The organism is Providencia sp. PROV175 (genome assembly GCF_032707045.1).
GTDB classification, from domain to species: Bacteria; Pseudomonadota; Gammaproteobacteria; order Enterobacterales; family Enterobacteriaceae; genus Providencia; species Providencia hangzhouensis.
Genome location: NZ_CP120533.1, coordinates 4358415 through 4383694 on the forward strand (window position 1 = coordinate 4358415; position 25280 = coordinate 4383694).

The following is a 25280-nucleotide window of genomic DNA, read 5'->3' on the forward strand; positions in this document are numbered from 1 at the left end:
TATTAAACCATGCGTTCTGAGTGATTCATACGTTTTGCTAAAGGTAACCAGCACAACAATACAAGCGTCGACATTAAAAACATCAACAATCCTAAACTAAACTGCCCGTTCTGTGGTAACAAGGCGGAAACCCAAGTCGCAACACCTGAACCGACATTTTGTAAGCCGCCAACGAGTGCTCCTGCGGCACCTGCCAAATAAGGGAAAGGCTCCATAGCCCCTGTCGTTGCTAAGGGAAATAACATACCAGCGCCAAAGAAAAATACCGCTGCTGGGACTAACAATGTCCATGTATTCATAATCCCAAACCAGCCTGGCACCCACATCATAAAGCCAGCCAATAAACAAATAAGCACTGAGTGCCACATCAAATTATAAAACGTTTTTCCCTCTCGCCCTGCATACCAAGCGCCAAAGAAAGCGGCAGGAATCGGCAATATAAATAAAATACTCACAGTGATACTGCTTAGCCCTAATACACCGCCCATCAATACACCACTGCTGGCTTCAAATACCGCTATCCCAGCTAACGCACCAACTAGCATGGCAAGGTAAGAGAGAAATGAACCACTTGAAAGTAATTCACGATATGAGGCCAACATTCTGTGCTTTTCTGGGGAAACAGGCCGCGTTTCTGGTAGCCAACGATACATACTCAATAATACTGAGGCTCCTAAGATAAATAGGAAAATATAGCAAGCATGCCAGCCCCAAAAGTGCGCTAATATTCCGCCAAACATAGGAGCCAATAATGGGCTGACTAACACCCCCATATTTAATAGGCTATTTGCATAACGCAGCGCTGTGCCTTTATATAAGTCTCGAGGCATTGTTCTTGCCATTACACCGGCAACACCAGTTCCTAGCCCTTGTAACCCACTTGCCACTGTAAGTATATTTAGCGTTGGCGCGAAAATTGCCACAACCGTTGAAAATAAGAAAATCGTTAAACCGGTTAAAATAACAGGTCGGCGACCAATTCGGTCAGATAGCGGCCCATAAACTAACTGCGAAAAACCATAAGAAAATAAATAAGCCGCCATCACTTGTTGAACAGCACCAGAGGGCTCATTAAAATAAGCGGCAATTTCAGCAATGACAGGAACATAAATAGTTTGTGTCATTTGGCCGACTGCTGCCAATGCAATTAGCATTAATAGCAAATTAAAATGTTCCAGTTTTCTCATTTTTCTCTCAAATACATCCAATAATTCAAATGCACGCTATTTCGGACACAAAATAACGCCGCATTATTTCATTGTAATAACGCAAAATTATTTAGGTGCTTAATTATCAATATAAAAATACTGCTCTACGCTTTTATGCCATTTTTAATAAATAGCAAATAATGCGTTTTGCTTGAGTGTGACTAAGATAACAAAAGCAGCCATCTTTTCGTAGTAGTGCGACATTTTATATTTTTCAACAATGGCAGTAATATTCGCCAGCATTGTCAACATAACTGTACATTGAACTTTAAAATAGACCAATATTAAGAATAAAACACTGGAACACATTATCGATAAGCATAAATAATGAACTGTTTTAGTATTAAATCCTAGTGAACCATGCTTTGGCTCATTCACATCAAAAATGAGTTATTTTTCAGATGGTCGATTTTAAAATATGAAGAGGTGGGATCTATGGCAAATTGGGTAACAGGAACAGTGATTGAAGCCAAATTTTGGACTGATTCATTATTCAGCTTAGTCATTGAGGCGCCAATTAAACCCTTTACCGCCGGACAATACGCCAAACTGGCACTCGAAATCGAAGGCGAACGTATTCAGCGAGCTTATTCTTACGTCAACGCACCTAGTGATAACCGACTTGAATTTTATTTTGTCATCGTCCCCGAAGGGAAACTTAGCCCAAAATTAGCACAATTAAAACCCGATGATACGTTACAGATCACAAATGAAGCAGCAGGTTTCTTCGTTCTAGACGAAATCCCTGAATGTAAAAATTTATGGATGTTATCAACAGGTACCGCCATTGGGCCTTTTTTGTCTATTTTACAGGAAGGCAAAGACCTTGAGCGCTTCGAGAACATTGTTTTACTCCACGCGGTCCGTTATGAGAAAGATTTAAGTTATTTGCCCTTAATGAAAAAGTTGGAACAACAATATCAAGGGAAATTAAAAATTGTCACCGTGGTGAGCCGCGAACAATGTACAGGTTCATTATATGGCCGTGTTCCAGCCTTAATTGAAAATCATGCACTCGAAGACGCTGTTGGCCTAGCCCTTTCGCCTGATACCTGCCACGTTATGCTATGCGGTAACCCTGAAATGGTCAGGGACACTCGCGATACACTAAAAAATAACCGTAACATGGTTAAACATTTACGCCGCAAACCTGGCCATATTTCGAGTGAGCAATACTGGTAATTTAGAATGCTACCCTGAAATATTTTCAGGGTAGCATTCATGTTATATGGTAGTCGGGTCACATGGTATTGACGCTATAAATAATCCACAGTTTCTGTTTCTTCACCGTAGTGATTAACACCATCCATTCCCACAAAAGCTCCGCAATCAAGTACCATTATCACAGTAATTAATAATGGCAAAAAGCGCCCTATCCCCCATTGCCATACAGGTTCAAATTGGCTGACGTCGATTGAAAAAAGAGCAAATGCCAATAAAATCAGCGTAAACCACCCACCCGATTTTCCACGGTCATGTAAACGCTTCACAAAGATAGCGGCCAAAGGGTAAAGTAGTAAAATAAATAACGATATAGCAAGTGTTTCAGAGAATAGCAGTGCATTTTGTAACAGGGCAATTACCGTCATTAAAATAAAAATGACTGCAATACCTACCCAAAATGGCCGGCGACCGATACGGCCTTTGAAGGAAAAAGCCCATTGTTGTAATGTCATTACCTATAATCCTGATACAATGTGGAAAACTAAAAATGAGTGGCTCAAAAATGACCCAAACTTTATTTCGTTCTGTATACGCCATCATAACCATTTTTGTACTTAGTGCGCCACAACTGGCTTTTGCTCAAAAAGTCCCAACGCTGCCAGATACTGACTTTGAGGTCTCCTATTTGGCCCCTGATGCGCCTTCTTTTAACCTCACTATTCCTGAATTACGTAACCAATTCAATCAAGCATACAAAGACTTATATCTTCATGAATATAAAGTAATTGCTAGCCAAGATATCGCAGCTCCCTATATTCGAGCAGCTTCTCGAATTAACCAACAAATTTATTCCTCTGCGGTGTTAGAACGCGGAAGTGAAAAAATTAAAAGTTTACAGATCACATTACTACCGTCTGATAACCCACAAGAAAACCAAAAAAATCGACAATTAATGGAAAGTTATACCATGGCAATGGTCCGTATATTTGCCCCTGAAGTTTCACTGGATAAAGCCCCTGAGCTTACGGAAGCCTTAAATAAATTTATTGCCAATAATAGTGCAACTCACGCGGAAGAAGCTCGATTAGGCGCTTTAAGATATATTTTAGTAAAAAGTGACAATAATGTGCTTACTTTTGCTGTTGAACCGATTAAGCTAGAACAACAAACACCCTAAACTGACTGTGATCACGCTCTAAGAACAAGCATGATGAAAAGCAAAGCTATTATTATCCATTGTTCTTATAATGCAGAAGGTGAATGGCCACAACATTGTCACGTTACGCGTGTAACATAAGCGTGTGATGAATAACTTATTGATTAATCATTCAAACTCTCTGGTTGGAGGAAATAACATGCGACATCCATTGGTAATGGGTAACTGGAAACTGAACGGCAGCACACAGATGGTCAATGACCTCGTCGCTGGCTTGCGTAATGAACTAAGCAGCGTTGATGGCTGTGATGTGGCTATTGCACCACCTGCAATTTACTTAACCCAAGCTAAACACGCGTTAGCAGGTAGCCGTATTGCGTTAGGTGCACAAAACGTTGACGTTAACCTATCAGGTGCATTTACAGGTGAAACCTCTGCTGAAATGTTAAAAGATGTTGGCGCCAAATACATCATTATCGGCCACTCAGAGCGCCGTACTTATCACAACGAAAGTGATGAATTTGTCGCTAAGAAATTTGCTGTCTTAAAAGAACAAGGCCTGATCCCAGTACTGTGTATTGGTGAAACTGAAGCTGAAAATGAAGCGGGTAAAACCGAAGAAGTCTGCGCTCGTCAAATCGATGCCGTATTGAATTCTTTAGGTGCAGAAGCTTTCCAAGGTGCCGTTATCGCTTATGAGCCAATCTGGGCTATCGGTACAGGTAAATCAGCAACACCAGCACAAGCACAAGCAATCCATAAATTTATTCGTACTCATATTGCGAAAAAAGATGCAGCCATTGCTGAACAAGTTATCATACAATACGGCGGCTCTGTTAATGCCAGCAACGCAGCTGAGCTATTTACCCAGCCAGATATCGATGGTGCCTTAGTGGGTGGCGCTTCTCTGAAAGCTGACGCTTTTGCTGTTATTGTTAAAGCGGCTGCTGAAGCGAAAAAATCTAAATAAGGTTATTTTAATACCTTGAGATTAACCGCCAAATATTGGCGGTTTTTTGTTTTCATTAATTCCAACATGAATAAAATCATCATATTAATATTTTTATTATTCTCATAATTACCAACCATATAATACAATTACCACTTAGTTTTAAATAAAATCAATATTTATTAATTAAATTTAAAACTAACAAATAAACATATGATTAAAAATCTTAAATAAAATTATAAATAAAAACACACCTTTATACCAACAATAATAAAATTCCCAAAAATAACAACAAGATGCAACTTATTAGATTTTTAATTTATATATACCATTCATCATCTATTAAATAATAACGGTAGACAATCTATAAAAGTTAATACACATTTATCTCTCTAATCGCTCAACTAGATAATTAACATTAATAAAACTCACCCTGAAGGATAAATATGAAATATATAGTTGGTTTAATCTATAGCATCATAATTATATTCCCTACAATTTGTTTCTCTGAATTAAATAATGACTCTTGGCGAGTTAATACCAATATCTATTTGGAAATAGAAGAATATCAAGGACAACGGGATTCATTTAATAATAAAGTCTACGATAAAATCAGCGCCGTTGGGCAACTAAAGCTTTTCAACCCGCAATCTGCCTGGCGCTTTGCTCTTGAACACCGCGAATCTTTAAGGAATCATGGCCGTAACTTCACGACTTCACGGGATTCTTACATTAGAAATCGCACGCAAATTGATGCTATCAAGAAAATGATTAACACCCCAACATCAGACTTAGAGCTTGGTTTTCGTTACAGAAAAGAGTCAAACGATGTCGAACCCAACACCAAAGCACGTTCTTCGAATCGTTTATATGGCTTAACTCCTGCCGGCGAGTACCGTTTCAATGATGATTGGTCTTTTAACTTTTGGCTCTCTTATTTTTATTACAGTAATTATTTCAATGACAGCAGTCATGAAGCAGAAACCGAATTTGGTGTGACCTATAAATATTCAGATGCATTAAAAGCAAAATTCACTGTTTATATTGATAACCAATGGGATAAACATTTCAGCACCCGCTTTTTACAATCACAAGTTCGTGCGTACCTACCCATTACCATTAAACCCAACTGGAAAATCACCCCCTATGCACGTTATTTCTTACAAGAAAATACCTATGATAAAAATAATTATTTAACACAGGAAATTAAAAATGGCTTCCGCATTGGCTCTCTCGTGGAATACCAAGTCACCCCATCACTGACTTTATGGAGTGAGTTTGCCTATGAGCCTTCAACATGGAAATCACCTAAAAAGAATGGAATTACGTCAGGATATGATAATAAACAAACGCTATACCTAAGTAAAATTGGCGTAAAATACCAATGGTAACCTTTGGTTTGCAACTAACTTATTTCTCTTAAAAAAATAAGCCATGTGAAATATCATATGGCTTATCTATTTTAAATTAGAAAACTACTTAAATATAAGAATAAAATATATTAAAAAGTAAATAATTAGTGAAAACATTAATTTTTTACGCTCTACCGTCGATTTAAATACCATTTAATTATAATTTATACTTACGTCACATAACAAAATAATATCAAGTTGAAATTATTCTAGGTTAAAATTAATTATTCTTGATAATTTGCTATTTAATATCAATGAGATAAATAAAGACCCCTTCTCTATCTATTTGTACGCTATTCCTCTTACTCTGAAAGAGAGAATACTATCAACTGTGAGCACTCTCACATCATAAATATATCCAGCCACTTATTATTTTTTGAAAAATAACTTAGGGAAAATGAAAAATGAAGAAATTCACTTTACTTAGTGCTTGTATTTTCAGTGCATTTTCAATGGCTAACCCAATAACACAAGCCCAATTGAATGAATTATGGCAAGACAAACAAAAGTCTGCACAAGAAATAGTAAATAATATGTCCGAGGCTGAGAAAATTGGTCAGCTCTTCATGTTAGATTTCAGATATTGGAATAAAGACAGCCATGGAGAACCCGCTCCTTTTCTCGTTATGAATGATGAAGTTTCTAAGGTTATCAATCAGTACCACCTCGGTTCGGTGATCCTATTTAGAGAAAATCTGATTGATACACCACAAACTGTGGAGTTAATTAATAAACTTCAATCTTCCCGCAGTAACCTTCCACTATTTATTGGTACCGACCAAGAAGGGGGTTATGTCACCCGCTTACGCGTAGGCACCGAAATGCCCGGAAATATGGCATTAGGCGCAGCACGTAACCCAGCCCTTGCAGAGCTAACAGGGATGATCCACGGATATGAGCTATCCAGTCTTGGTTTTAATATCAATTTTGGCCCAGTTGTTGATGTTAATAACAACCAAAATAACCCAGTTATTGGGGTACGCTCATACTCAGATGATAAAAATTTAGTTGGCTCTCTGGCCACCAGCTATATTCAAGGCATTCATAAATATAATTTATTGACGTCACTTAAACATTTCCCGGGTCATGGAAATGTCTCTGCTGACTCCCATGTTGATTTACCCGTTGTTAATTCCGACGCGAAAACATGGCGAGACACTGAACTCGTCCCATTCAAATACGCGTTATCTCATGGTGCTGATGCCGTCATGACCGCACATATCATTGTACCAGCACTGGATGACGATAAGATCACCACACTTGCAGGTAAACAAGTTGGCACCCCAGCGACGCTTTCCAAACCTATTTTGCATGGTATTTTACGCGATGAGCTCAACTATGACGGCTTGATAGTGACAGATGCCATGGATATGGGGGCTATTGCTGACAACTTCGATATTAATTGGGCGGTAGAAACCTCGTTACTCGCTGGCTCAGATATTATTCTTATGCCAATTAAAATGTGGGACACCCAAGCGGTTTCTCGTTTAGATAACATGTACCGCTATTTAGAAACACAAGCAGAGAAAAACCCAGAACTGAAAAAACGTATTGATGAATCCGCAAAACGTGTAGTGCTGAAAAAGCTTCAGCAAGAAATTACAGCACAACCAATAGACTTAGTGAAGGCAGAACAAGTCGTCGCATCAAAAGGCCATAAAGATATTGAAAATATGGTTTCTGAGCAGGCTATCACATTAATTAAAAATGAGAATGTGCTGCCCTATCAATTAAAACCGCTAAATCGAATTTTCATTATTTCTGATGAAAAGCCACGCAATACCTTAATTCAAAAACAGTTAAATGATATCGCACAGGAAACGGGGGTTGCTATTCTTACAGGCGAAAGTGTCGTTAAATTGAATGAAAATACGCTAACTCAAGATGAAGCAAAAAAACTGGTTCAAAACCAAGATTTGGTATTACTGACGACCTATAATTTAAAGGATACGCCAACGAATGCTCAGCTTATCATTGATGCTGCAAACCAACTTAAAACCCCTATTGTTGTTATCTCTTCACGTAACCCCTATGACATCGCATACCTAAACAATGTAAACGCAAATATTGCCATCTACGGTATTACCGGATTTGATATCACCAATAATAACCGCAATTCGTTAGAAACCAATATTCGCAGCGGTTTACGGACATTATTTGCTAACACTCACGGCCAGCCGCTAAACCCACCTCAAGGGTTGCTACCCGTTAATATTAAAAACTCACAAGGTAACAAAGTGCTGTTCCCTTATGGTCATGGTGAAACCTACTCCACAATCAATTAATTACACAACCTATTAATTATTAACAATGATTTAGCCTTTATACCCCACGGTATAAAGGCCAGACACTAACGCCTTGGACTAAGGCATAAAAAATAAAATATACATAAAAATTAAAGGGTTAAAATGAAAACTTCACTGAATGGTTTACTTTTTGTTACTCTCACAGGATTGACAACATCCGTTTTCGCAGCTGATCAGGTCAATAATGATTACTGGCACGTTTCTTCCAACGTCTATATGGAACTCGAAAAATTTGAAGGGCACCATAATACCAGCGGTCGTAAGGTCTACGACAAAACCACGATGGTTGGCCAGCTATTTTTAGCGAATCCTGAATCAAAATGGAGCTTTTTTCTGGAACATAAGGAATCATTAAGAAGCTACAACCACAATTTCTCAACATCCAAAGATTCTTTTATTCGTAATCGTACGCAAATTGGCGCTACTCGGAAAATGTATGCGAGCGATATTGGTCAGTTCAATTTGAATGTCACCTATCGTAAGGAATCAAATGACTCCGCACCGGGCACACAGGCACGGCCATCGAATACTATGTTTTGGTTAATGCCTAGCGGGACATACAATTTCAATGATAAGTGGGCATTTAACTTTTGGGATGCAGTTTATCACTACGATAATTTCCATGCCCCCAATAGTTATGAGTGGGAATCCGAACACGGACTTGTTTATAAGGTCAACGACTCTGCAACCGCCAAAGTCTATCTATACACCGATTGGACATGGGATAAAGACTTTAATAAGACATGGGAACAAAACCAAATTCGCGGTTATTTTCCTATCACGTTAAACCAGGATTGGAGCGTAATGCCTTATTTTCGCTATTATTTAAATGAACATAACTACGATAGCAACAAACGTACAACTCAGAAAGTTAAAGACGGCTACCGTGTCGGAACACAGGTTTTTTATAACTTAACACCAAAACTAACGCTATGGGGCGGCTTCGCGGTTGAACCTAGTACTTGGGAAAACCCAAAAAATGCAGGTATCACCTCTGGTGGCAATAACCGTCAAACATTTTATCTTGGCCAGTTAGGTGTCAAATACCAGTGGCAATAAATTAACCTCATTCCTAGTCTGCCCCTCACAGGCTAGGAATAATACCCCATTTTAATCCTGTTTTTATTATCCCCGCCCTTAACTATCATTACTCAAAATATTTATTACACCTAAGATAATACTCTAAATAGTTCAAATTGTAGGTAGGCGGCAAACAAACGAGGCCCTAGGAGCATACACCAGTATGTGACTAGGGCGAGTGCGTGCAGCCAACACCCCTACAAATTGAAATATGACGAGTATTAGCGTTGAATGATTTCGTCGAACACCCCTCCATTAGCAAAATGGGTTGCTTGCGCGGCTTGCCAGCCGCCAAAGCTGCCATCAACCGTCAGCAGTTTTAGTTCAGGAAACTGTTGTTGATATTTTTTGGCCACTTCGCTATTTCGTGGGCGATAGTAGTTTTTAGCTGCAATTTCCTGCCCTTGCGCAGAATAGAGGTGCTCTAGATAAGCTTCTGCAACCGCCCTGCGGTCACGTTTATCGACGGTTTTATCGACAACAGCGACGGTTGGCTCAGCGAGAATCGAAATACTTGGCGTCACAATTTCAAACTGTCCGCTTTCCCCTAACTCATTTATGGCTAATAACGCTTCATTTTCCCAAGCAATTAATACATCGCCGATACCACGTTCAACAAAACTATTGGTTGCGCCGCGAGCCCCCGAATCGAGTACTTCCACATTTTTATAGAGCTGTTTAACGAATTGTTTCGCTTTTTCAGGGTTTTGCTGATTTTTATCTAACGCATAGCCCCATGCTGCTAAGTAATTCCAACGTGCTCCGCCGGAGGTCTTTGGGTTTGGTGTCACCACGGAAACGTCTTTGCGGACTAAGTCGTCCCAATCTTTGATATTTTTCGGGTTATCTTTACGAACGAGAAAGACGATAGTCGATGTATAAGGAGCTGAATTATCGGGGAGCTTTTTTATCCAATTTTTATCTATACGGCCACTTTGTGCTATAGCATCAACATCATAGGCTAAAGCTAAGGTAACAACATCGGCTTCTAATCCATTCACCACTGATATGGCTTGCTTACCTGAGCCACCATGAGATTGCCGAACGGTAACGGTATCGCCCGTTTTCTTTTTCCAATAATTACTGAACTCCTGATTATATTGCTGATAAAACTCACGAGTCGGATCATAAGACACATTCAACAATTGAATGTTTTTCGCCCAAGCCCCTGTCGCTAACAGCAATAGCAATGCTGTCGTGAATTGTGATTTTTTTACCTGCCATGAACGTGTCATTTGCCTTCCCTCATTAAATTTGTGATAAGGAGGAGGCTGACAGATAGCATCAATTACGGGAAATAATTAAAAAGAAAAACTTATAAGAATGAGGAATATATGAACAAAGTATTATCTGGAATACAGGATCAAACCTGCATAGCGGGAAATCACTATGCAGGAGAGATTTGCAATTATAGAGGGATTAGTACAGCTTCTTCGCCGTATCAAACCAATCCTTCTTAAAGACGCGCTTCATATTCATAACCGCATCAATAATGTCATGATGGACTAATTTTTCATTTTGAATACCAACACAGCGCCCGCCGTAGCCTTCCAACAGAAGTTGAATAGAATAAGCCCCCATGCGTGATGCTAAAATACGGTCATAAGCAACTGGGGAACCACCACGTTGGATATGACCAAGAACCGTTGCACGGGTTTCGTGGTGTGTTTCCTGCTCAATATATTTCGCTAATTCACCCACATCACAAACGTGTTCGGTAATAGCAACAATCGCATGGCGTTTGCCTTTTTCAATACCACGTTTGATTTCTGATAATAGTTCTTCGCGGTCAAAAGCCATTTCCTGCTCAGGTAACACTAAGAACTCACAGCCCCCAGCAATCGCAGCAGATAGCGTTAAATCACCACAGTAACGTCCCATCACTTCAACAATAGAAATACGTTTATGGGACGTCGAGGTATCGCGAAGGCGGTCAATAGCCTCAACAACCGTTTCAAGTGCAGTGAAATAACCGATGGTATAGTCTGTGCCAGCAACGTCATTATCAATCGTTCCCGGTAATCCAATACATGGGAAACCAGCTTCCGTCAGTGCTTTAGCCCCCAAATAAGAACCGTCACCACCAATAACAACTAATGCGTCAATATGGTTTTTCTTCAGATTATCGAATGCGACAGCACGCACTTTTTCATCACGGAATTGTGGAAAACGAGCTGAGCCTAAGAAGGTACCACCACGGTTAATCATATCTGACACGCTATACCGGTCTAATTGCTTCATGCGGTTTTCATATAGGCCAAGGTACCCGTCAAAAATACCCATGACTTCTAAACCTTCACCTAATGCCGCGCGAACCACACCGCGGATCGCTGCATTCATGCCTGGCGCGTCACCACCACTCGTTAAAACCCCAATTCTTTTAATCTGCTTGACCATGATGACCTCTGATTAATGAACATAAAATTGCAAATCGATAAAACCATTACGCTGCTAATCTTTTTAACGCTAATTACGCTGGCTTACTAGTGCTGAATTGATTCACCTAGCAGCATAATACGGCAAAGAGTGAATTATGCATCTGCTTTCCATCAAGCTTTTATGTTTTATTGTGATCCAGTTTACATAATTCTAGCCGATCACCCCAATAGGTAAATCTTTCAATGCAAAAAAAGCCCTAGAGTACCAACTAAAGCGAATTACCCTAGTTGAATCTTAGTTTGAAATAAAAATTAAGTATTAATGATAACACTTAAATTCCTTCGATGCTGTACCTATAAAACAAAAGAAAAGCACCATTTTGGTGCTCTTTTGATTAACGAACAAAAACGAAAATAAAATGGGATTATGTATAGTAATAACGCGTTAAATGGAAAAAAATAGGCGCAGCAAAACACAATGAGTCAATGCGATCCAGCATGCCCCCATGTCCTTCAATAATCGCCCCAAAATCTTTAATGCCACTATCACGCTTAATGGCTGACATACATAACCCTCCCACAAACCCCATAATGGTAATCGCTAATGACATCAGTCCCGCAACCCACCAGCTAAACGGGGTTACCCAGTAAAGACAAACACCAATGAGTACTGAAGATAATACTCCGCCAATAAAACCTTCAATTGTCTTATTTGGGCTCAACTTAGGCACAATAGGCCGCTTACCCATTAACTTGCCAAAAACATACTGCAACACATCTGAAATTTGCGTCACAATAATCAAGAAAAGTAATAATTTTACGTTTTCGCCTTCATAGCCTTGAATATTCAACATCAATAACGCAGGGACGTGGCTTAAACAAAAAACAGCCACCAACATTCCCCACTGAATTTTTGCAGTGCGTTCAAGAAAATGAAAGGTATCTCCAGCTAAAGCAATACGGGTAGGCAAGAAAAGGAATACAAAAACAGGTACGAAAATTGAAAATAACCCATACCATTCAATACCAACCAAGACATATTGCAATGGAATAAAAACAAAGAAGCACCAAAATAATGCCTCATGGTCACTTCGCCGTGTTGGCGTTAAGGTAATAAACTCTCTGAGTGCAAAGAACGATATCAGTGCGAATAAGATCACGACACCTATATTGCCAAGCACCACAGCAAGTACACAAATAATGCACATAACCCACCATGCGCGGATACGAGCATTCAAATTATCAATGGTTGGGTTACTTTTTTCACCTGAATAACGATATGCAAGAATACCACCAATAACACTAGCAAATACTAGTATCCCAAACACACCTGACAACAATAATACTAATTCCCTGTCCCCAATATTCATGGCATTAGCTCCTCAAGTGCTTCTTTGGCTCGCTGCAAAAAGTCGATTTTATTTTCATTCTCCATAATAGGCTCCAGAGGCTTACCAACGATAGCTGAGCAAATCACAGGCACAACAAGCTTTGACCCCTTCGGTAATACACGATTTAAATTTTCCAAATAGACTGGAACAACTTCAACATCAGGGTATTTTTTCGCGAGATGGTAGAGCCCACTTTTAAATTGACTTAGCGTTTCCCCATCTCCACGCGTACCCTCAGGAAAAAATATTAATGAATGCTTTGACTCTAATACTGATTCTAAAGGAGCTAATGTATTATTTTGTGCAGGCTTATCGCCTTTTCTATCGACTAATACAGCGCGAAAAACCTTATTAACTAAATAACGCCGAAATGGTGTCTTAACCCAATAATCTTTAGCGGCAACAGGGTGAACAAAATGGCGCATTAACGGCGGCAACCCAGACCAAATAACCAAACCATCAAGATGGCTTGAATGATTGGCATAATAAATACGTGTGGTCATTGAAGGTTGGCACCCTACCCAACGAGTGCGAACACCCGTTAATAAACGGCAGGTTCCCGATAACAGCATGCCCATTCCCTTAGCTAAAAGAGAAATTCTCTGCACTTTTTCCATCTTTTTTCCTTGCTAACGTTTTATCAAACGAAAATTTGCAAAATTACGAAAAGACCTGAATATCGTTTAATTAACAAGATAGAGAGTCGGTTACAGGAGCACAACGGGATAAGTTCTGATTTGCAATATAAGAAAAGTAATATTGAGATAAATAGCAGGAAATACGTGATTGGTGTAGCAATATATCATCATATTACTACACCAAAATAACACTCAACTAACGTCAATAATTAAATATTATTTTTTGTCAGCGGCAATACGGTCACGGATGTTTTGTGCACGTTCGCTTGATGGTGGGTGAGAGTCAAACATGCTTGTCTCGCCGCTACCCATTTTCGCTAATTTTTCAAAACCAGTGACTAAACCGTCAGTTTTAACACCACGTTTTTTTAGTAAGTCATAAGAGAAGTTATCTGCTTCGCTTTCTTGGTGTTGAGAAAACTGTGAGTTAATCAGTTTTTCACCCAGAGCTGCAACTTGTGATGCACTCAGTTGTTCTACAACGCCACCCGCTGATGCTGCGGCAGTACGCGCAGCAACTGCCGCATAAGCAACTTGCATTGCTTTACGTGTATGACCTAATGCAACGTGGCCCATTTCATGACCCAGAACGCCTTCAACTTCGTTATCGTTCATCACATCCATCAGGCCGCTATATACACGCACACAACCATTTGCCATTGCCCATGCGTTGACATCGCTAGTCAGATAAACTTTATAGTTTACTGGAGTACCATCAACTTCGTTACCCAGCGCTTTTGCAATTTTGTCTAAGCGTTTCGCATACTTGCTAGACGCTGGAGCAATTTTGTTTTGCGCATCCATTTCTTTACAAGATTGGTCACTTAATTGTTTAACATCAGAGTCAGTCAGTGTCGCAGCTTGGAATAATTGCATGCCTGAGTTAGTCAACATCCCTTGGTCTAAATTTTTACAACCCGTTAAAATGACAGCAGAAACAGCAACTGCCACAAGCGCTTTCATCTTCATAGAACATTTTCCTTTAGTATATAGGTATTATTTTTTAACAACGCTAAAGACTATAAATTCTGCGAAAAATAACAATAGGAATAAAGCCATAATTATCTAATATATGAATTTGATAACGTTTTGACTAAAATTGCAAAATGGGCAGAATATTATTCCAATAATAAGTACTATATAAGCTTCATACAAATAGTACTTAAATTTAGAGTGAAAAAATTCTAACTATTTAATAAATAACTCAATAATGCAAAAATCATTTTCTGTATTTTGCTCAATAGTAAATTGTAGATTCTCTCGATTTTCTTTGATTAGTAGAGTCTCGAATGGTTTTAAATAAAAGCAATCTGAATTAATAGTCACCCCCAAATTAGGGGTAATATTAAAAATTAAGATCTCACTTGCTCCACTGACCCAAGAGTTAATAAGCGCAGTATTCACCCATTGTAAGCGGGCTTGATATTTTTCAGGATTATAGATGACATTAAAATCACGAATTGCACCTTGGATAAGCTCCGCATAAACCTCACTTTCCCCATTAAAAGCAAAAAACTCTTTTTGCTTTAACGTCACCGCAGGGTTCTTATCCACATGTAAAATAAATCCTTCCCCTTCCAATACTCCAATAATACGTTGTCGATTTTGGAAAAACGAAAATGCTCCCGCCGCTTTAACATCTGCAATAGACACTCGCCAATCAAAATCATCTAAACCTTCACCATGACTGCGTGCCAATTCAAGTGTCGACCCTTGGCCATTTTTCCAAGGCATATTGCGATAATCTTGCGTCGTTAATATCTGAGTCATAAAGTGAACCCTACTTTGGTGGATACGTTATTTTTATAGTGAGCTTAGCTAATGGCTAGCCTAATCATAGATAAGCTATTTTTTAGATACTCTTAAACTGTAGCTTTAATCCGAGAGAATTAACGATTTTTATAATCGTCATAAATGTTGGATTTCCCTGTCCTGATAGCGCCTTATATAAACCTTCACGACTCATTCCAACTTCTTTAGCTAATTGGCTCATATTTCTTGCCTTCGCAATATCACCAAGTGCAGCGAGAACTAGACTAGGGTCACCTTCTTCTAGAATTTCGTTTAGATACATTTGTATTTCTTCTTCACTGTTTAAATACTCAGCGATATCAAATTCTTTTAATTTAGTATTCATAGTTCCCCCTCAACTTCACCAAAAAGAAGTTTAGCTTTATGGATATCCTTCTGCTGCGTTGCCTTTGTCCCACCACAAAGTAAAATTACAATAACATTATTTTTCTGCTTTAGATAAACACGATACCCTTGTCCTTCATGTACCCTCAGTTCCGAAAAGCCATCACCAATGGGTTGAACATCACCATAATTTCCATTTTTTAACCGCCTAATTCTCATTAGAATTTTAGTTTTAGCTCGAATATCTCTAAGGTTTTTAATCCAACTATCAAAACATTCCGTTGTTAGAACCGTGATCATAAGACTGCTCCTTGTCTTTATGTTTTTATCTTAGCAATCTTCGTTTAGTTGTCAACTATAGTTAACAAGCATGAATAAAAGACTAGTTTAGAAATAAAAAAAAAGCCCCTAACAGGGGCTATAAAAGACAGGGATGGTGTCTATGGCAAGGAAAAACTTCACTTATTGCTACTTCACTACTTACTATGGAACTCAGGATATAAAATTAACTAACTTGCATTACTACAGGTACTAACAACTAAATTTACTGAAACTGCATCGCTTGATATTCCGCCATTTTGTGTTGGTGAATATTTTCAAGCTCAGTTTTCTGCTCTGGCGTTAACAACTGGTACAATTCATGGTGAATTCGAGCCATTTCAACACGTTGTTCCAGTTCTTTTTGCATTCGCTTTTCAAGCTCTTCACGAACCGCTTTGTCATCAAAGCTATCCGCTATAATTAATTTGTGCAGCGTTTCACGTTCTTTAACTAAAGCAGTGTTATCAACATGATAATGACGCTGTGTTGCCATTAAATCACGTAATTGCTGGCGCTGTTTTTCATTTAACGTGATACCATTAAACATAAAGGTACTGGCACGTTCTTCACTGCTAAATAACTCATGATGTTGAAAGGGCACAACCGCATTGCCTGACGGCGTAGTTGGCTCGGACTGCATCTGTAACATCAAAGGTGTTGAACTTTCATTTGCAGCACTTTGTGGCTCTTCTGCAAAAGCAACCGCTGGCCCGAACACAAACGCAGAAGCTAAAACTAACATTGCGGTTTTATGTACTGTATTATGTACTTTGCTATGTGTTGTTCTCAGCATTTGACACCTTGTCTCCGAACTGTGCTCGTGATTCAATGTGAACAAATATACACCTGTGGCTGCAAACTAGCGTCAGAGCATGTAAAAGAACGTAAAGTCATGGAATCGTACAGATTGTTATCGTATTTTGGCAGTTGGAGGACTTAAAAAATGCATAAAATCCTATTAGTTGATGACGACCGTGAACTCACGTCGCTATTAAAAGAACTGCTGGAAATGGAAGGTTTCAATGTTGTCATCGCCTATGATGGTGAACAGGCATTACAGCAAATTGACTCATCCATTGACCTGTTACTACTTGATGTCATGATGCCGAAAAAAAATGGTATTGAGACATTAAAAGAACTGCGCCAAATCCATCAGACCCCCGTAATCATGTTAACGGCTCGCGGTAGTGAGCTAGATAAAGTTCTGGGCCTAGAATTAGGTGCAGACGACTATCTACCTAAACCGTTCAATGACCGTGAACTGGTCGCGCGTATTCGTGCTTTATTACGCCGCTCTAACTGGAGCGAGCAAACCCAAGGCGACAATAGCAATACCCCTGTTTTACAAGTTGATAAACTGCAACTTAACCCAGGCCGCCAAGAAGCCAGCTTTGATGATGAAATTTTGGACTTAACAGGTACCGAATTTACGTTGTTATATCTGCTCGCACAGCACCTAGGCCAAGTTGTTTCTCGTGAACACCTTAGCCAAGAAGTACTTGGGAAGCGCTTAACACCGTTTGACCGTGCTATTGATATGCATATTTCAAACTTACGCCGCAAACTGCCAGAGCGCACTGATGGCCAGCCGTGGTTTAAAACTCTACGTGGCCGCGGATACTTAATGGTTTCTGCCACATGATCAACAGCTTAACCGCAAGGATCTTTGCGATCTTCTGGTTTACCCTCGCGCTAGTATTAATGCTAGTGCTGATGGTTCCCAAGCTCGACTCTCGGCAAATCACCGTCCTTATGGAGAGTGAACAACGCCAAGGGGAGATGCTTGAACAACATATTGAAGCCGAACTCGCACAAGCTCCGCTCAATGACCTTCTTTGGTGGCGGCGAATTTCTAACGCCATCAAAAAATGGGCACCACCCGGCCAACGGTTGATTATCGTCACCAGTGAAGGCCGTGTGATTGGTGCTATGCCAAGTGAAATGCAGGTGATACGTAACTTTATTGGCCAGTCCGATAACGCAGATCACCCGAAAAAGAAAAAATATGGACGAGCTGAAATCCTCGGGCCATTCTCCATTCGCGATGGGGAAGACCACTACCAGCTATATTTAGTTCGCCCAGCAAGCAGCCCGCAATCTGACTTTATTAACTTATTGTTTGATAGGCCTTTCTTATTACTGATTGCCACAATGCTGATCAGTGCTCCGTTATTATTATGGTTATCTTGGAGTCTCGCCCGCCCTGCTCGTAAATTAAAAATGGCCGCGGACGATGTAGCGAAAGGAAATTTACGTCCACACCCAGAACTAGAAGCCGGCCCACAAGAGTTCTTGTCTGCTGGGAATAGCTTTAACCAGATGATCAGCGCACTTGATGGTATGGTTAGCGCACAGCAACGCTTAATCTCTGATATTTCTCATGAATTACGAACTCCATTGACACGCTTACAGCTAGCAACAGCCTTATTGCGCCGTCGCCATGGGGAAAGTAAAGAGCTCGAACGCATTGAAACCGAGACCCATCGCCTAGATAGCATGATTAACGATTTACTGGTGTTATCCCGTAGCCAGCATAAAAACGAAATTTTGCGTGAAAATATCAAAGCCGATGAACTTTGGGGTGATATCCTAGATGATGCTAGCTTTGAAGCTGAGCAAATGAACAAAACCCTCGAGGTCACTTCTAACCCCGGACCTTGGCCGCTATATTGCAACCCTTCTGCTGTCGGGAGTGCTTTTGAAAATATTGTGCGTAACGCACTACGCTATTCGCACACGCATATTGCCGTTGATTTCAAAGAAGAAAATAACGGTATTTTAATCACTGTCGATGATGATGGCCCTGGTGTTAGCCCTGCTGACCGTGAGCACATTTTCCGCCCGTTCTACCGCACGGATGAAGCTCGGGACAGGGAGACCGGTGGGACTGGTTTAGGTCTTGCAATTGTTGAAACCGCGATAACACAACATAAAGGTTGGGTGAAGGCTGATGATAGCCCATTAGGTGGTTTAAGGTTACAAATCTGGCTACCTGAACACGGCCGGTAAATTAATTTTATTCATACAAATAAACCCCCTTATTTTCATTCTCAATATGGGGGTTTATTTTTTTCAGTTAACTTATACCTATTAATAGGGAATAGTCCTATATTGCATCTAGAAACAACAATCCCCAAATACCTAACCAATATAAAACTCTATTTTGCTATTTTTCACACGCAAAAAAAAGAATAATAGAAAAGAATTTTTGAAATTAGCAACGTACTAGCCTAGTAAAAAGCATATCGCTTTACATCTTAAGATGTTACTAATTCCTATACCTAACATATTAATCTGATATTCTGTTATTACTTAGTTAAAGTGTGATAGCTGAGTTAATAGAAAGCACAGAAGCCCAACTCAATGCAAATTAAGATACTTATAATGTGGGCTGATAATAATCATATTTTAACTCTATTTATAGGTTTTCATTTATTAACCTGTTCAGTATTAGGCGAACTCAACTTCAAATGGATTTATCAATGAAAAATTTCAAGCTCACTAAGCTAGCAATACTTGCTGTGCTCGGAACCATCAGTGCACAAAGCATTGCAGGGGGATTAGTTCTACCAGATAACAACTTACGCAGTGACCTTGCTTGGCTTTCTGAACGTAACGTTATTCAAATTAGCTTATCTACTTGGCCACTGTCCCAAGAAGAAATCACACGTTCTTTAAATAATGCAAATATTACTAATAGCGAACAAGAAGCCATTATTCAGCGCATTAAAAAGAACCTTGACCGTAAGAAAAACAGTGTTCAACTAGAAACTCACCTTGCATCTAGCCACAACTCAATGCCACAAGGCTTTGCTCAAAGTGAATATAGTGATATTCGCTATACCGTTTCAGGTAACTACAGCACTGACGATGTAGACTTAAACCTCACCGCGAATGGCGAACGTGCTTTACGTGTTGAAAATGGTTCTGATTACAACCTCAATGGTTCATACGGTGGTGTAAAAATTTGGAACCAGTGGGTAACTTTTGGTGAGATCCCACAATGGTGGGGCCCCGGCCACGACGGCAGCTTAATTCGAACTGATGCCGCACGCCCTATGACCGGTTTCTTAATTCAGCGTGCAGACCAAAGCCCATTTGAAACACCATGGCTTTCTTGGATTGGTTCATGGCAATATCAGTTAACAGCTGCACAATTCAAACAGTATGATCCCAAAAATACTAAACTGATTGGCCTGCGCATGACCATGAACCCAACTGATTTCTTCGAACTCGGTGGTTCACGCGTGGTCATGTGGGGAGGCGATGGCCGCCCTAATAATTGGGATTCCTTCTGGGATGCCATGGGCGGGAAAGATAATACAGGCGACAAAAATAAAGACCCAGGTAACCAGTTGGCTGGCTTAGACTTCAAACTAAAACTTTACCCATTAATCGACTTACCTGTCAGCTTATATGGCCAAATGGTCGGTGAAGACGAGGCTAACCTCTTCCCATCGAAAAACGCCTTTATGGGCGGTATCGAAGGCTACCACACCTTATGGGGCCAGCCACTGAATTGGTATATTGAAGGCGCGAACACCCATACAGAGTGGGACAAAGATGGCGTAATGTATCGCCACTTTATCTATACTGAGGGCTACTATCAGCAAGGTGCATCACTAGGCCACGCAATGGGCGGTGACGGGCGCATGCTCACGACCAAAGTGGAATACACTCTCGATGATGACAATCGTGTCAGCACCCGCCTCATGTATGCGAAAGTGAATAAATCTAACTTTGATGGCAACAAGTTATTCCCTAAATCAGAAACCATCAAAGGTGTTGATTTCGGTTGGTGGCATAACTTTGACAATGACGTCAGCACTGATGCGAAAGTTTGGGTATCTAAAACTGATTACGAAACACGCAATGATTTAGGCGCTGCCGTTACGGTAAACGTGCCGTTTAAGTGGTAGCCTGCAGATATTAAGCATATTTTATCAAAAACGGGTTATGTTTTTAGCATAATCCGTTTTTTTATCCCTCGAACATTATTATTCTAGCCAAAAATACGCCATTCATATAATCCCTTATGACAACCAAGTTAATTAATATAATCAATTAAGCATTTTATTAATCTATTCCTACACGGAATTCGGATAAATATAGAAATATTAGGATCTGGCTTTTATTGAACCCACACTAAAAGCAATGATATACAAGGAATAACTTAACTTAAATATTTAATCGCGTACAAAGCGTAAGAATAGGATTATAACCTAATAATTTAAAATAACTTATTCTATTGGTGATTGTGTTAGGACTATTCCCTAACACTATCACAGTGATAGTCAGTAACTAGCTTTAATGGTATTATTAAGCGCTTTTTACTTGACCAAATAAATGCTGAGGCATACCCTTTGGCAGTCAAAAAACAATAAGCTATGCTTATCAATTGAACAAGTTAGCAAAAAATGCAATGTTTTCAATTAATAAGTATGCATTTACAAATTCAATGGTGCTCTGGGACCCGACAACCCAGTGCGGTAGCTATGGGTTAACAAATTTTTCATAAAAAAGATGAATTGACAAAAAGTATGATGACTACTAATAATATTGTTTTTATTATAAATGAACAAACTATTGTTCATCATAATGAATTAAATGATCAGCCATGTTCTGGAACCTTATTTTCTGCGCTTATATTAATTTCTCAGATTAAAAATAAATATACCATAAAAGTATATCACAATGGAGAGAATGCTTTTATTGATGGTGTTCAATATGAAAATAATAGTAGTTTGAGTTCCTTATGTAATGAAAACGCCATAGCTATTTTTGTTGGTTCCGCTAATACATTCATCCCTCAATATAGCCATAATTTTTCTTTAAGTTATTATTGGCTTCATAATTATGAGCGGCAAAAAGATAAAAAAGAGCTCCTTTCTTCTGGAGCGCTAACTGGTATTATTTGTGTTTCTAAGTATCAACTCTTTACTATGTTAAAATCTGGAGTTTTTCTTAAAAGCACATATATAAATAATATCTTTGAATTTAATGATGAGTTAAATCTAGCCTTTATTGGTGCATTAAAAAAAGAAAAAGGATTACACCAATTGATTTTTTTGTGGAAAAAGTTAATTGATAGTGGATATAATATAAAATTACATATCATTGGAAGTGGCGCATTATACGATAACAAAGGATTCACTTCAGGTCTTACTGGTATAATAAATAAAAACTATGAGGACACTTTCATTTCTGATATTTTAGATGAAAATGGTAATATAGATAACAGAATTACATTTTATGGTCTTAGAAATAAAACTGAAATATTTAGTATTATTTCAAAATGTGATTTCCTGCTATCAGGATTAAATGAAAAAGGTGCCGCTGAATGCTTTTCTATATCATCTCTTGAAGCACAAAGTGTAAACATTCCCGTTTTAACTTTAATTAGAGGTGGTCAGACTGAAACCCTAGTTAATTCAGGATCTCGAGCTTTTGTATCTATTAATGGATTAAATAAATTTTTAGTTCGTAGTTTAGAGAAAAAAAGGAAATTAAGCGGTAATGTAAAATTAAAAGAATGGGATGATTTAATAAGCGGAAAAAATAAAAAAACCGATATAATTAAAAAAATCAATTCTATTTTATCAGGAATTCATGTCACTATCGCTAAATTACTAGCTAGGATAATATAGCTTTATAACAAACTAACTAACTAACTAACTAACTAACTAACTATATTAAGGCTGATGGGACTAAATGCGCATAAATATTAAAGCATCCTCTATTTTTATTAACTTATTTATTGTAATAGTTCTTTTTTTTCCAGTTAAGTTTTTTGATCTTTATCATATAGCAATTATTATACCATTATTATTACTTGGATTCTCATCCAAACCAAAAAAAAGTTTTCCCTTATATCTTATTTTAACGATTATAATTTATTGGATATTTACATCGTGGATACGTTCTCTAATTACAGGCGATTTATCAAAAGATCTATCTGAAATATTTAGATTTATACCTTTAGCTCTGTTAATTTTATATAAGGATGAGTTTGAACATATAAAATCACCTGCCATCAAAATAATAATCTTTTACTTATGGGTTAATTTTATTATTTGTGTTCTTCAATATCTTTATAAAGACTCCTCTTTAATAACAAACTTCTTCAGTCTAGTTTACAATTCTAATATACATGTACAAGAATCATTAGCATTGAATTCAAGAGCTCTTGGTTTATCTATGGGCCCCAATAGTAATGGAGCGATTTGCTTATTATTAACAATTTTTGTTGTGTTTAAATTTAATGTAAAAAATAAAATCACACTAATCATAAAAACCATCACAATTTTAGCTGGTCTAATTTCGTTATTACTATCGCAATCCCAAACAGCATTTCTAGCATTGTTAGTTATAGTTTTTTATTTTATATTTTTGTTTTTTATAAAGAAAACCTTTATCACAGCTTTTTTTCTTTCAGTTATTATAATTTTTTGTGCAACTATATCTGTTAGCTTCAACTTATTAAATAAATTAGAAGACAAAGAGAATGGTTTATATTACTTATCTACTCTATTTGAACAAGGAACTGAAAGGAGTTCCTATAAAAGTAGGATAGAAAAAAGAGATTACATGATTGATACAGCATTTAAAACACCATCATTTTTTATTATTGGATGGGGAAAAGATTACTTTGGTGCTGAAATAACCGCAACTGATAATGAGCATTTATATATTGCCTTGGTTTATGGCCCAATAATTTGGTTGGCTTTGATTATAGTGGCTTTTCTAGCTGGATTTAAATATACTATTTTATTCTTAAAAACCAGTAATAAAAATTATTTATTTAAGTCTTCAATTATTCTAAGTTGGGTAATAATTGCAATCCCTGCGGCTTTTATTACATATCCTCAAGCATTGATACTAAGCGCTCTTTTTCTAAATTATAATGATGAACAATAAATTATTTTCTTTTTTACTTGGTAATATCGGAGTTTTCGGTATTCGTTTTTTATATTTTATTGTACTTACATTTACTTTAAGCATTCAAGAAATAGCAAGTTTTACAACAAATATATCCATTAGCTCTATAATACTATGTCTTTGCACTTATGGTAGCTATAATTTGTTTATGAGGCGAAGTGCAAAAGGGGAGGATGGAAAAAAAATTATTGGTGAGTATATTTCATCCTCATTTATACTTCTTATTCTTACTATTATATTAATTTCAATATTTTTTTCATTTTTAAATACGTCAATAGAACTCTATGATTTAATATTAATACTCATAGCCGAATATTCATTTACTGCGATACCCGGAATTTTTAAATCATACGCTCTATCGGAATATGATAGAAGTATTTTCATCGATTCTATTACTAATATAATATCTTCATGCTTGTTATTACTAGCTTCACTCTTCTTGCTTTTTTTTCACATGAAAATTGAAGATACATATTCCAGCTGGATAAATACTTACCTTATTATTTCAATTTTCTCTTTTCTTTTTAGGATTTTTATCTGGAAAGATAAGTTAGTACTCCCATCCATTTCTTCATTGCCAAAAATAATTATAACTCAAATGAAATCCGGCCATAATTTCATGATCTCATCAGTATTTAGAAACTCCTATTTAAACATTGACAAAATACTTATATACAGCCTCTTAGGAAAGGAAATTGCAGGATTATACGCTATTTCATTTCGTTTTTTTAATGTGTTTTTAATGCTTCTAAACAGCATATCAGGTGTAAAAGAAGCAATACTATACCAACTAGCAGAAGAATCTAAATTAAAATTAAAACATGAATTCAAAGTAATTCAACACTCCACAATAAAGTATTTTTTATATTCCATCCCTTTGTGGCTTATTATTTCCATTGGCATATTTAACTATTACCCCATAACATGCTTTTATATGTTCTTATCTTTATTTTTTTTATGTCCTATACAATTATTGTCATTATCTAAATTAAATTTATTAAATAGTATTTCATTAGAAAATCATAGATTAATATTAATGCTAGCAGGCTTTATATTTAATATAGTGATTTCATTTTCTTTATATAACTATTTATCATGGCTTGCTATAATAATAGGTTTACTGACCTCAAGTTTGACAATTTTAATTCCCGGTCATTATTTATTTAAAAATAAATACCTAAACAATAAATAACTTATAAGATA

The 25280-nt window shown here is 37.8% G+C and carries 24 protein-coding genes; 12 read left to right on the plus strand and 12 right to left on the minus strand.

Going from position 1 to position 25280, the window contains the following annotated elements:
• Positions 1-2 precede the first annotated feature (2 nt).
• Together emrD and P3L44_RS19990 are read right to left on the minus strand one after the other, a co-directional pair.
• Positions 3-1187 carry a multidrug efflux MFS transporter EmrD gene (gene emrD / locus P3L44_RS19985; protein ID WP_187710714.1) on the minus strand — a complete coding sequence of 395 codons (1185 nt, stop codon included), beginning with the start codon at positions 1185-1187 and terminating at the stop codon, positions 3-5.
• Positions 1188-1331: 144 nt separating this feature from the next.
• On the minus strand, positions 1332-1460 hold the full coding sequence (locus tag P3L44_RS19990; RefSeq protein WP_256372551.1) for a hypothetical protein: 129 nt from the start codon (positions 1458-1460) through the stop codon (positions 1332-1334).
• Positions 1461-1643: 183 nt separating this feature from the next.
• Here P3L44_RS19990 and fpr point away from each other — a divergent pair, with 183 nt between their 5' ends.
• Positions 1644-2390: a ferredoxin--NADP(+) reductase gene (gene fpr / locus P3L44_RS19995; RefSeq protein ID WP_239354298.1), complete on the plus strand. Its 747-nt coding sequence runs from the start codon at positions 1644-1646 to the stop codon at positions 2388-2390.
• Positions 2391-2464: 74 nt separating this feature from the next.
• Here the strand turns inward: fpr and P3L44_RS20000 are convergent, their stop codons facing one another.
• Entirely contained in the window at positions 2465-2884 is a 420-nt protein-coding gene (locus P3L44_RS20000) for a DUF805 domain-containing protein (protein WP_144140839.1), read from the minus strand.
• A 35-nt stretch (positions 2885-2919) separates the two neighbouring features.
• On the opposite strand from P3L44_RS20000, the gene P3L44_RS20005 reads away from it, so the two are divergent.
• The 5 genes from P3L44_RS20005 to P3L44_RS20025 all read left to right on the plus strand — a co-directional run bounded on the left by P3L44_RS20005 (position 2920) and on the right by P3L44_RS20025 (position 9254).
• Positions 2920-3549 carry a DUF1454 family protein gene (locus P3L44_RS20005; RefSeq protein ID WP_239354296.1) on the plus strand — a complete coding sequence of 210 codons (630 nt, stop codon included), beginning with the start codon at positions 2920-2922 and terminating at the stop codon, positions 3547-3549.
• Between the two features lie 178 nt (positions 3550-3727).
• Positions 3728-4498, plus strand: coding sequence for a triose-phosphate isomerase (gene tpiA, locus P3L44_RS20010; protein ID WP_036959102.1), 771 nt, complete (start codon positions 3728-3730; stop codon positions 4496-4498).
• A 425-nt stretch (positions 4499-4923) separates the two neighbouring features.
• The gene (locus tag P3L44_RS20015; RefSeq protein WP_140172868.1) at positions 4924-5868 is read left to right on the plus strand and encodes an OmpG family monomeric porin; all 945 of its coding nucleotides are present in this window, start codon (positions 4924-4926) and stop codon (positions 5866-5868) included.
• A gap of 425 nt (positions 5869-6293) precedes the next feature.
• The gene (locus tag P3L44_RS20020; RefSeq protein ID WP_239354295.1) at positions 6294-8174 is read left to right on the plus strand and encodes a glycoside hydrolase family 3 protein; all 1881 of its coding nucleotides are present in this window, start codon (positions 6294-6296) and stop codon (positions 8172-8174) included.
• Positions 8175-8297: 123 nt separating this feature from the next.
• Complete coding sequence (locus P3L44_RS20025) at positions 8298-9254, plus strand: OmpG family monomeric porin (RefSeq protein ID WP_272662669.1); 957 nt, start codon at positions 8298-8300, stop codon at positions 9252-9254.
• Between the two features lie 242 nt (positions 9255-9496).
• Here P3L44_RS20025 and P3L44_RS20030 read toward each other — a convergent pair whose 3' ends face one another.
• The 9 genes from P3L44_RS20030 to P3L44_RS20070 all read right to left on the minus strand — a co-directional run bounded on the left by P3L44_RS20030 (position 9497) and on the right by P3L44_RS20070 (position 16932).
• Entirely contained in the window at positions 9497-10510 is a 1014-nt protein-coding gene (locus P3L44_RS20030) for a sulfate ABC transporter substrate-binding protein (RefSeq protein WP_140172872.1), read from the minus strand.
• Positions 10511-10694: 184 nt separating this feature from the next.
• On the minus strand, positions 10695-11672 hold the full coding sequence (gene pfkA / locus P3L44_RS20035; protein WP_004265237.1) for a 6-phosphofructokinase: 978 nt from the start codon (positions 11670-11672) through the stop codon (positions 10695-10697).
• 406 nt (positions 11673-12078) lie between these two features.
• The gene (locus tag P3L44_RS20040) at positions 12079-13023 is read right to left on the minus strand and encodes a phosphatidate cytidylyltransferase (protein WP_102140623.1); all 945 of its coding nucleotides are present in this window, start codon (positions 13021-13023) and stop codon (positions 12079-12081) included.
• Positions 13020-13661 (minus strand): lysophospholipid acyltransferase family protein, encoded by a 642-nt coding sequence (locus P3L44_RS20045; protein WP_140172874.1) that lies wholly within the window; start codon positions 13659-13661, stop codon positions 13020-13022. Before P3L44_RS20045 ends, P3L44_RS20040 begins: the two co-directional genes overlap by 4 nt.
• A 237-nt stretch (positions 13662-13898) precedes the next feature.
• Positions 13899-14651 (minus strand): M48 family metallopeptidase, encoded by a 753-nt coding sequence (locus tag P3L44_RS20050; protein WP_004907010.1) that lies wholly within the window; start codon positions 14649-14651, stop codon positions 13899-13901.
• Positions 14652-14870: 219 nt separating this feature from the next.
• Entirely contained in the window at positions 14871-15452 is a 582-nt protein-coding gene (locus P3L44_RS20055; protein ID WP_094961882.1) for a HutD family protein, read from the minus strand.
• A gap of 82 nt (positions 15453-15534) precedes the next feature.
• The gene (locus P3L44_RS20060; protein WP_004265229.1) at positions 15535-15819 is read right to left on the minus strand and encodes an addiction module antidote protein; all 285 of its coding nucleotides are present in this window, start codon (positions 15817-15819) and stop codon (positions 15535-15537) included.
• Entirely contained in the window at positions 15816-16118 is a 303-nt protein-coding gene (locus P3L44_RS20065; RefSeq protein ID WP_096863599.1) for a type II toxin-antitoxin system RelE/ParE family toxin, read from the minus strand. Before P3L44_RS20065 ends, P3L44_RS20060 begins: the two co-directional genes overlap by 4 nt.
• 244 nt (positions 16119-16362) lie before the next feature.
• Positions 16363-16932, minus strand: coding sequence for a Spy/CpxP family protein refolding chaperone (locus P3L44_RS20070; RefSeq protein ID WP_215954265.1), 570 nt, complete (start codon positions 16930-16932; stop codon positions 16363-16365).
• A gap of 150 nt (positions 16933-17082) precedes the next feature.
• Here P3L44_RS20070 and cpxR point away from each other — a divergent pair, with 150 nt between their 5' ends.
• The 6 genes from cpxR to P3L44_RS20100 all read left to right on the plus strand — a co-directional run bounded on the left by cpxR (position 17083) and on the right by P3L44_RS20100 (position 25269).
• A complete protein-coding gene (cpxR, locus tag P3L44_RS20075) occupies positions 17083-17781 on the plus strand; it encodes an envelope stress response regulator transcription factor CpxR (RefSeq protein WP_004265224.1) in 699 nt (232 codons plus the stop codon).
• A complete protein-coding gene (gene cpxA, locus P3L44_RS20080; protein WP_215954266.1) occupies positions 17778-19148 on the plus strand; it encodes an envelope stress sensor histidine kinase CpxA in 1371 nt (456 codons plus the stop codon). Before cpxR ends, cpxA begins: the two co-directional genes overlap by 4 nt.
• Positions 19149-19621: 473 nt before the next feature.
• Positions 19622-21058: a capsule assembly Wzi family protein gene (locus tag P3L44_RS20085; protein WP_239354294.1), complete on the plus strand. Its 1437-nt coding sequence runs from the start codon at positions 19622-19624 to the stop codon at positions 21056-21058.
• A 621-nt stretch (positions 21059-21679) separates the two neighbouring features.
• Positions 21680-22786, plus strand: a complete 1107-nt coding sequence (locus P3L44_RS20090; RefSeq protein ID WP_239354291.1) for a glycosyltransferase — start codon at positions 21680-21682, stop codon at positions 22784-22786.
• A 64-nt stretch (positions 22787-22850) separates the two neighbouring features.
• Positions 22851-24056, plus strand: coding sequence for an O-antigen ligase family protein (locus P3L44_RS20095; RefSeq protein WP_239354290.1), 1206 nt, complete (start codon positions 22851-22853; stop codon positions 24054-24056).
• Positions 24043-25269: an oligosaccharide flippase family protein gene (locus tag P3L44_RS20100; protein ID WP_262961075.1), complete on the plus strand. Its 1227-nt coding sequence runs from the start codon at positions 24043-24045 to the stop codon at positions 25267-25269. The genes P3L44_RS20095 and P3L44_RS20100 overlap by 14 nt, the downstream gene beginning before the upstream one ends.
• The last annotated feature ends 11 nt before the right edge of the window (positions 25270-25280 follow it).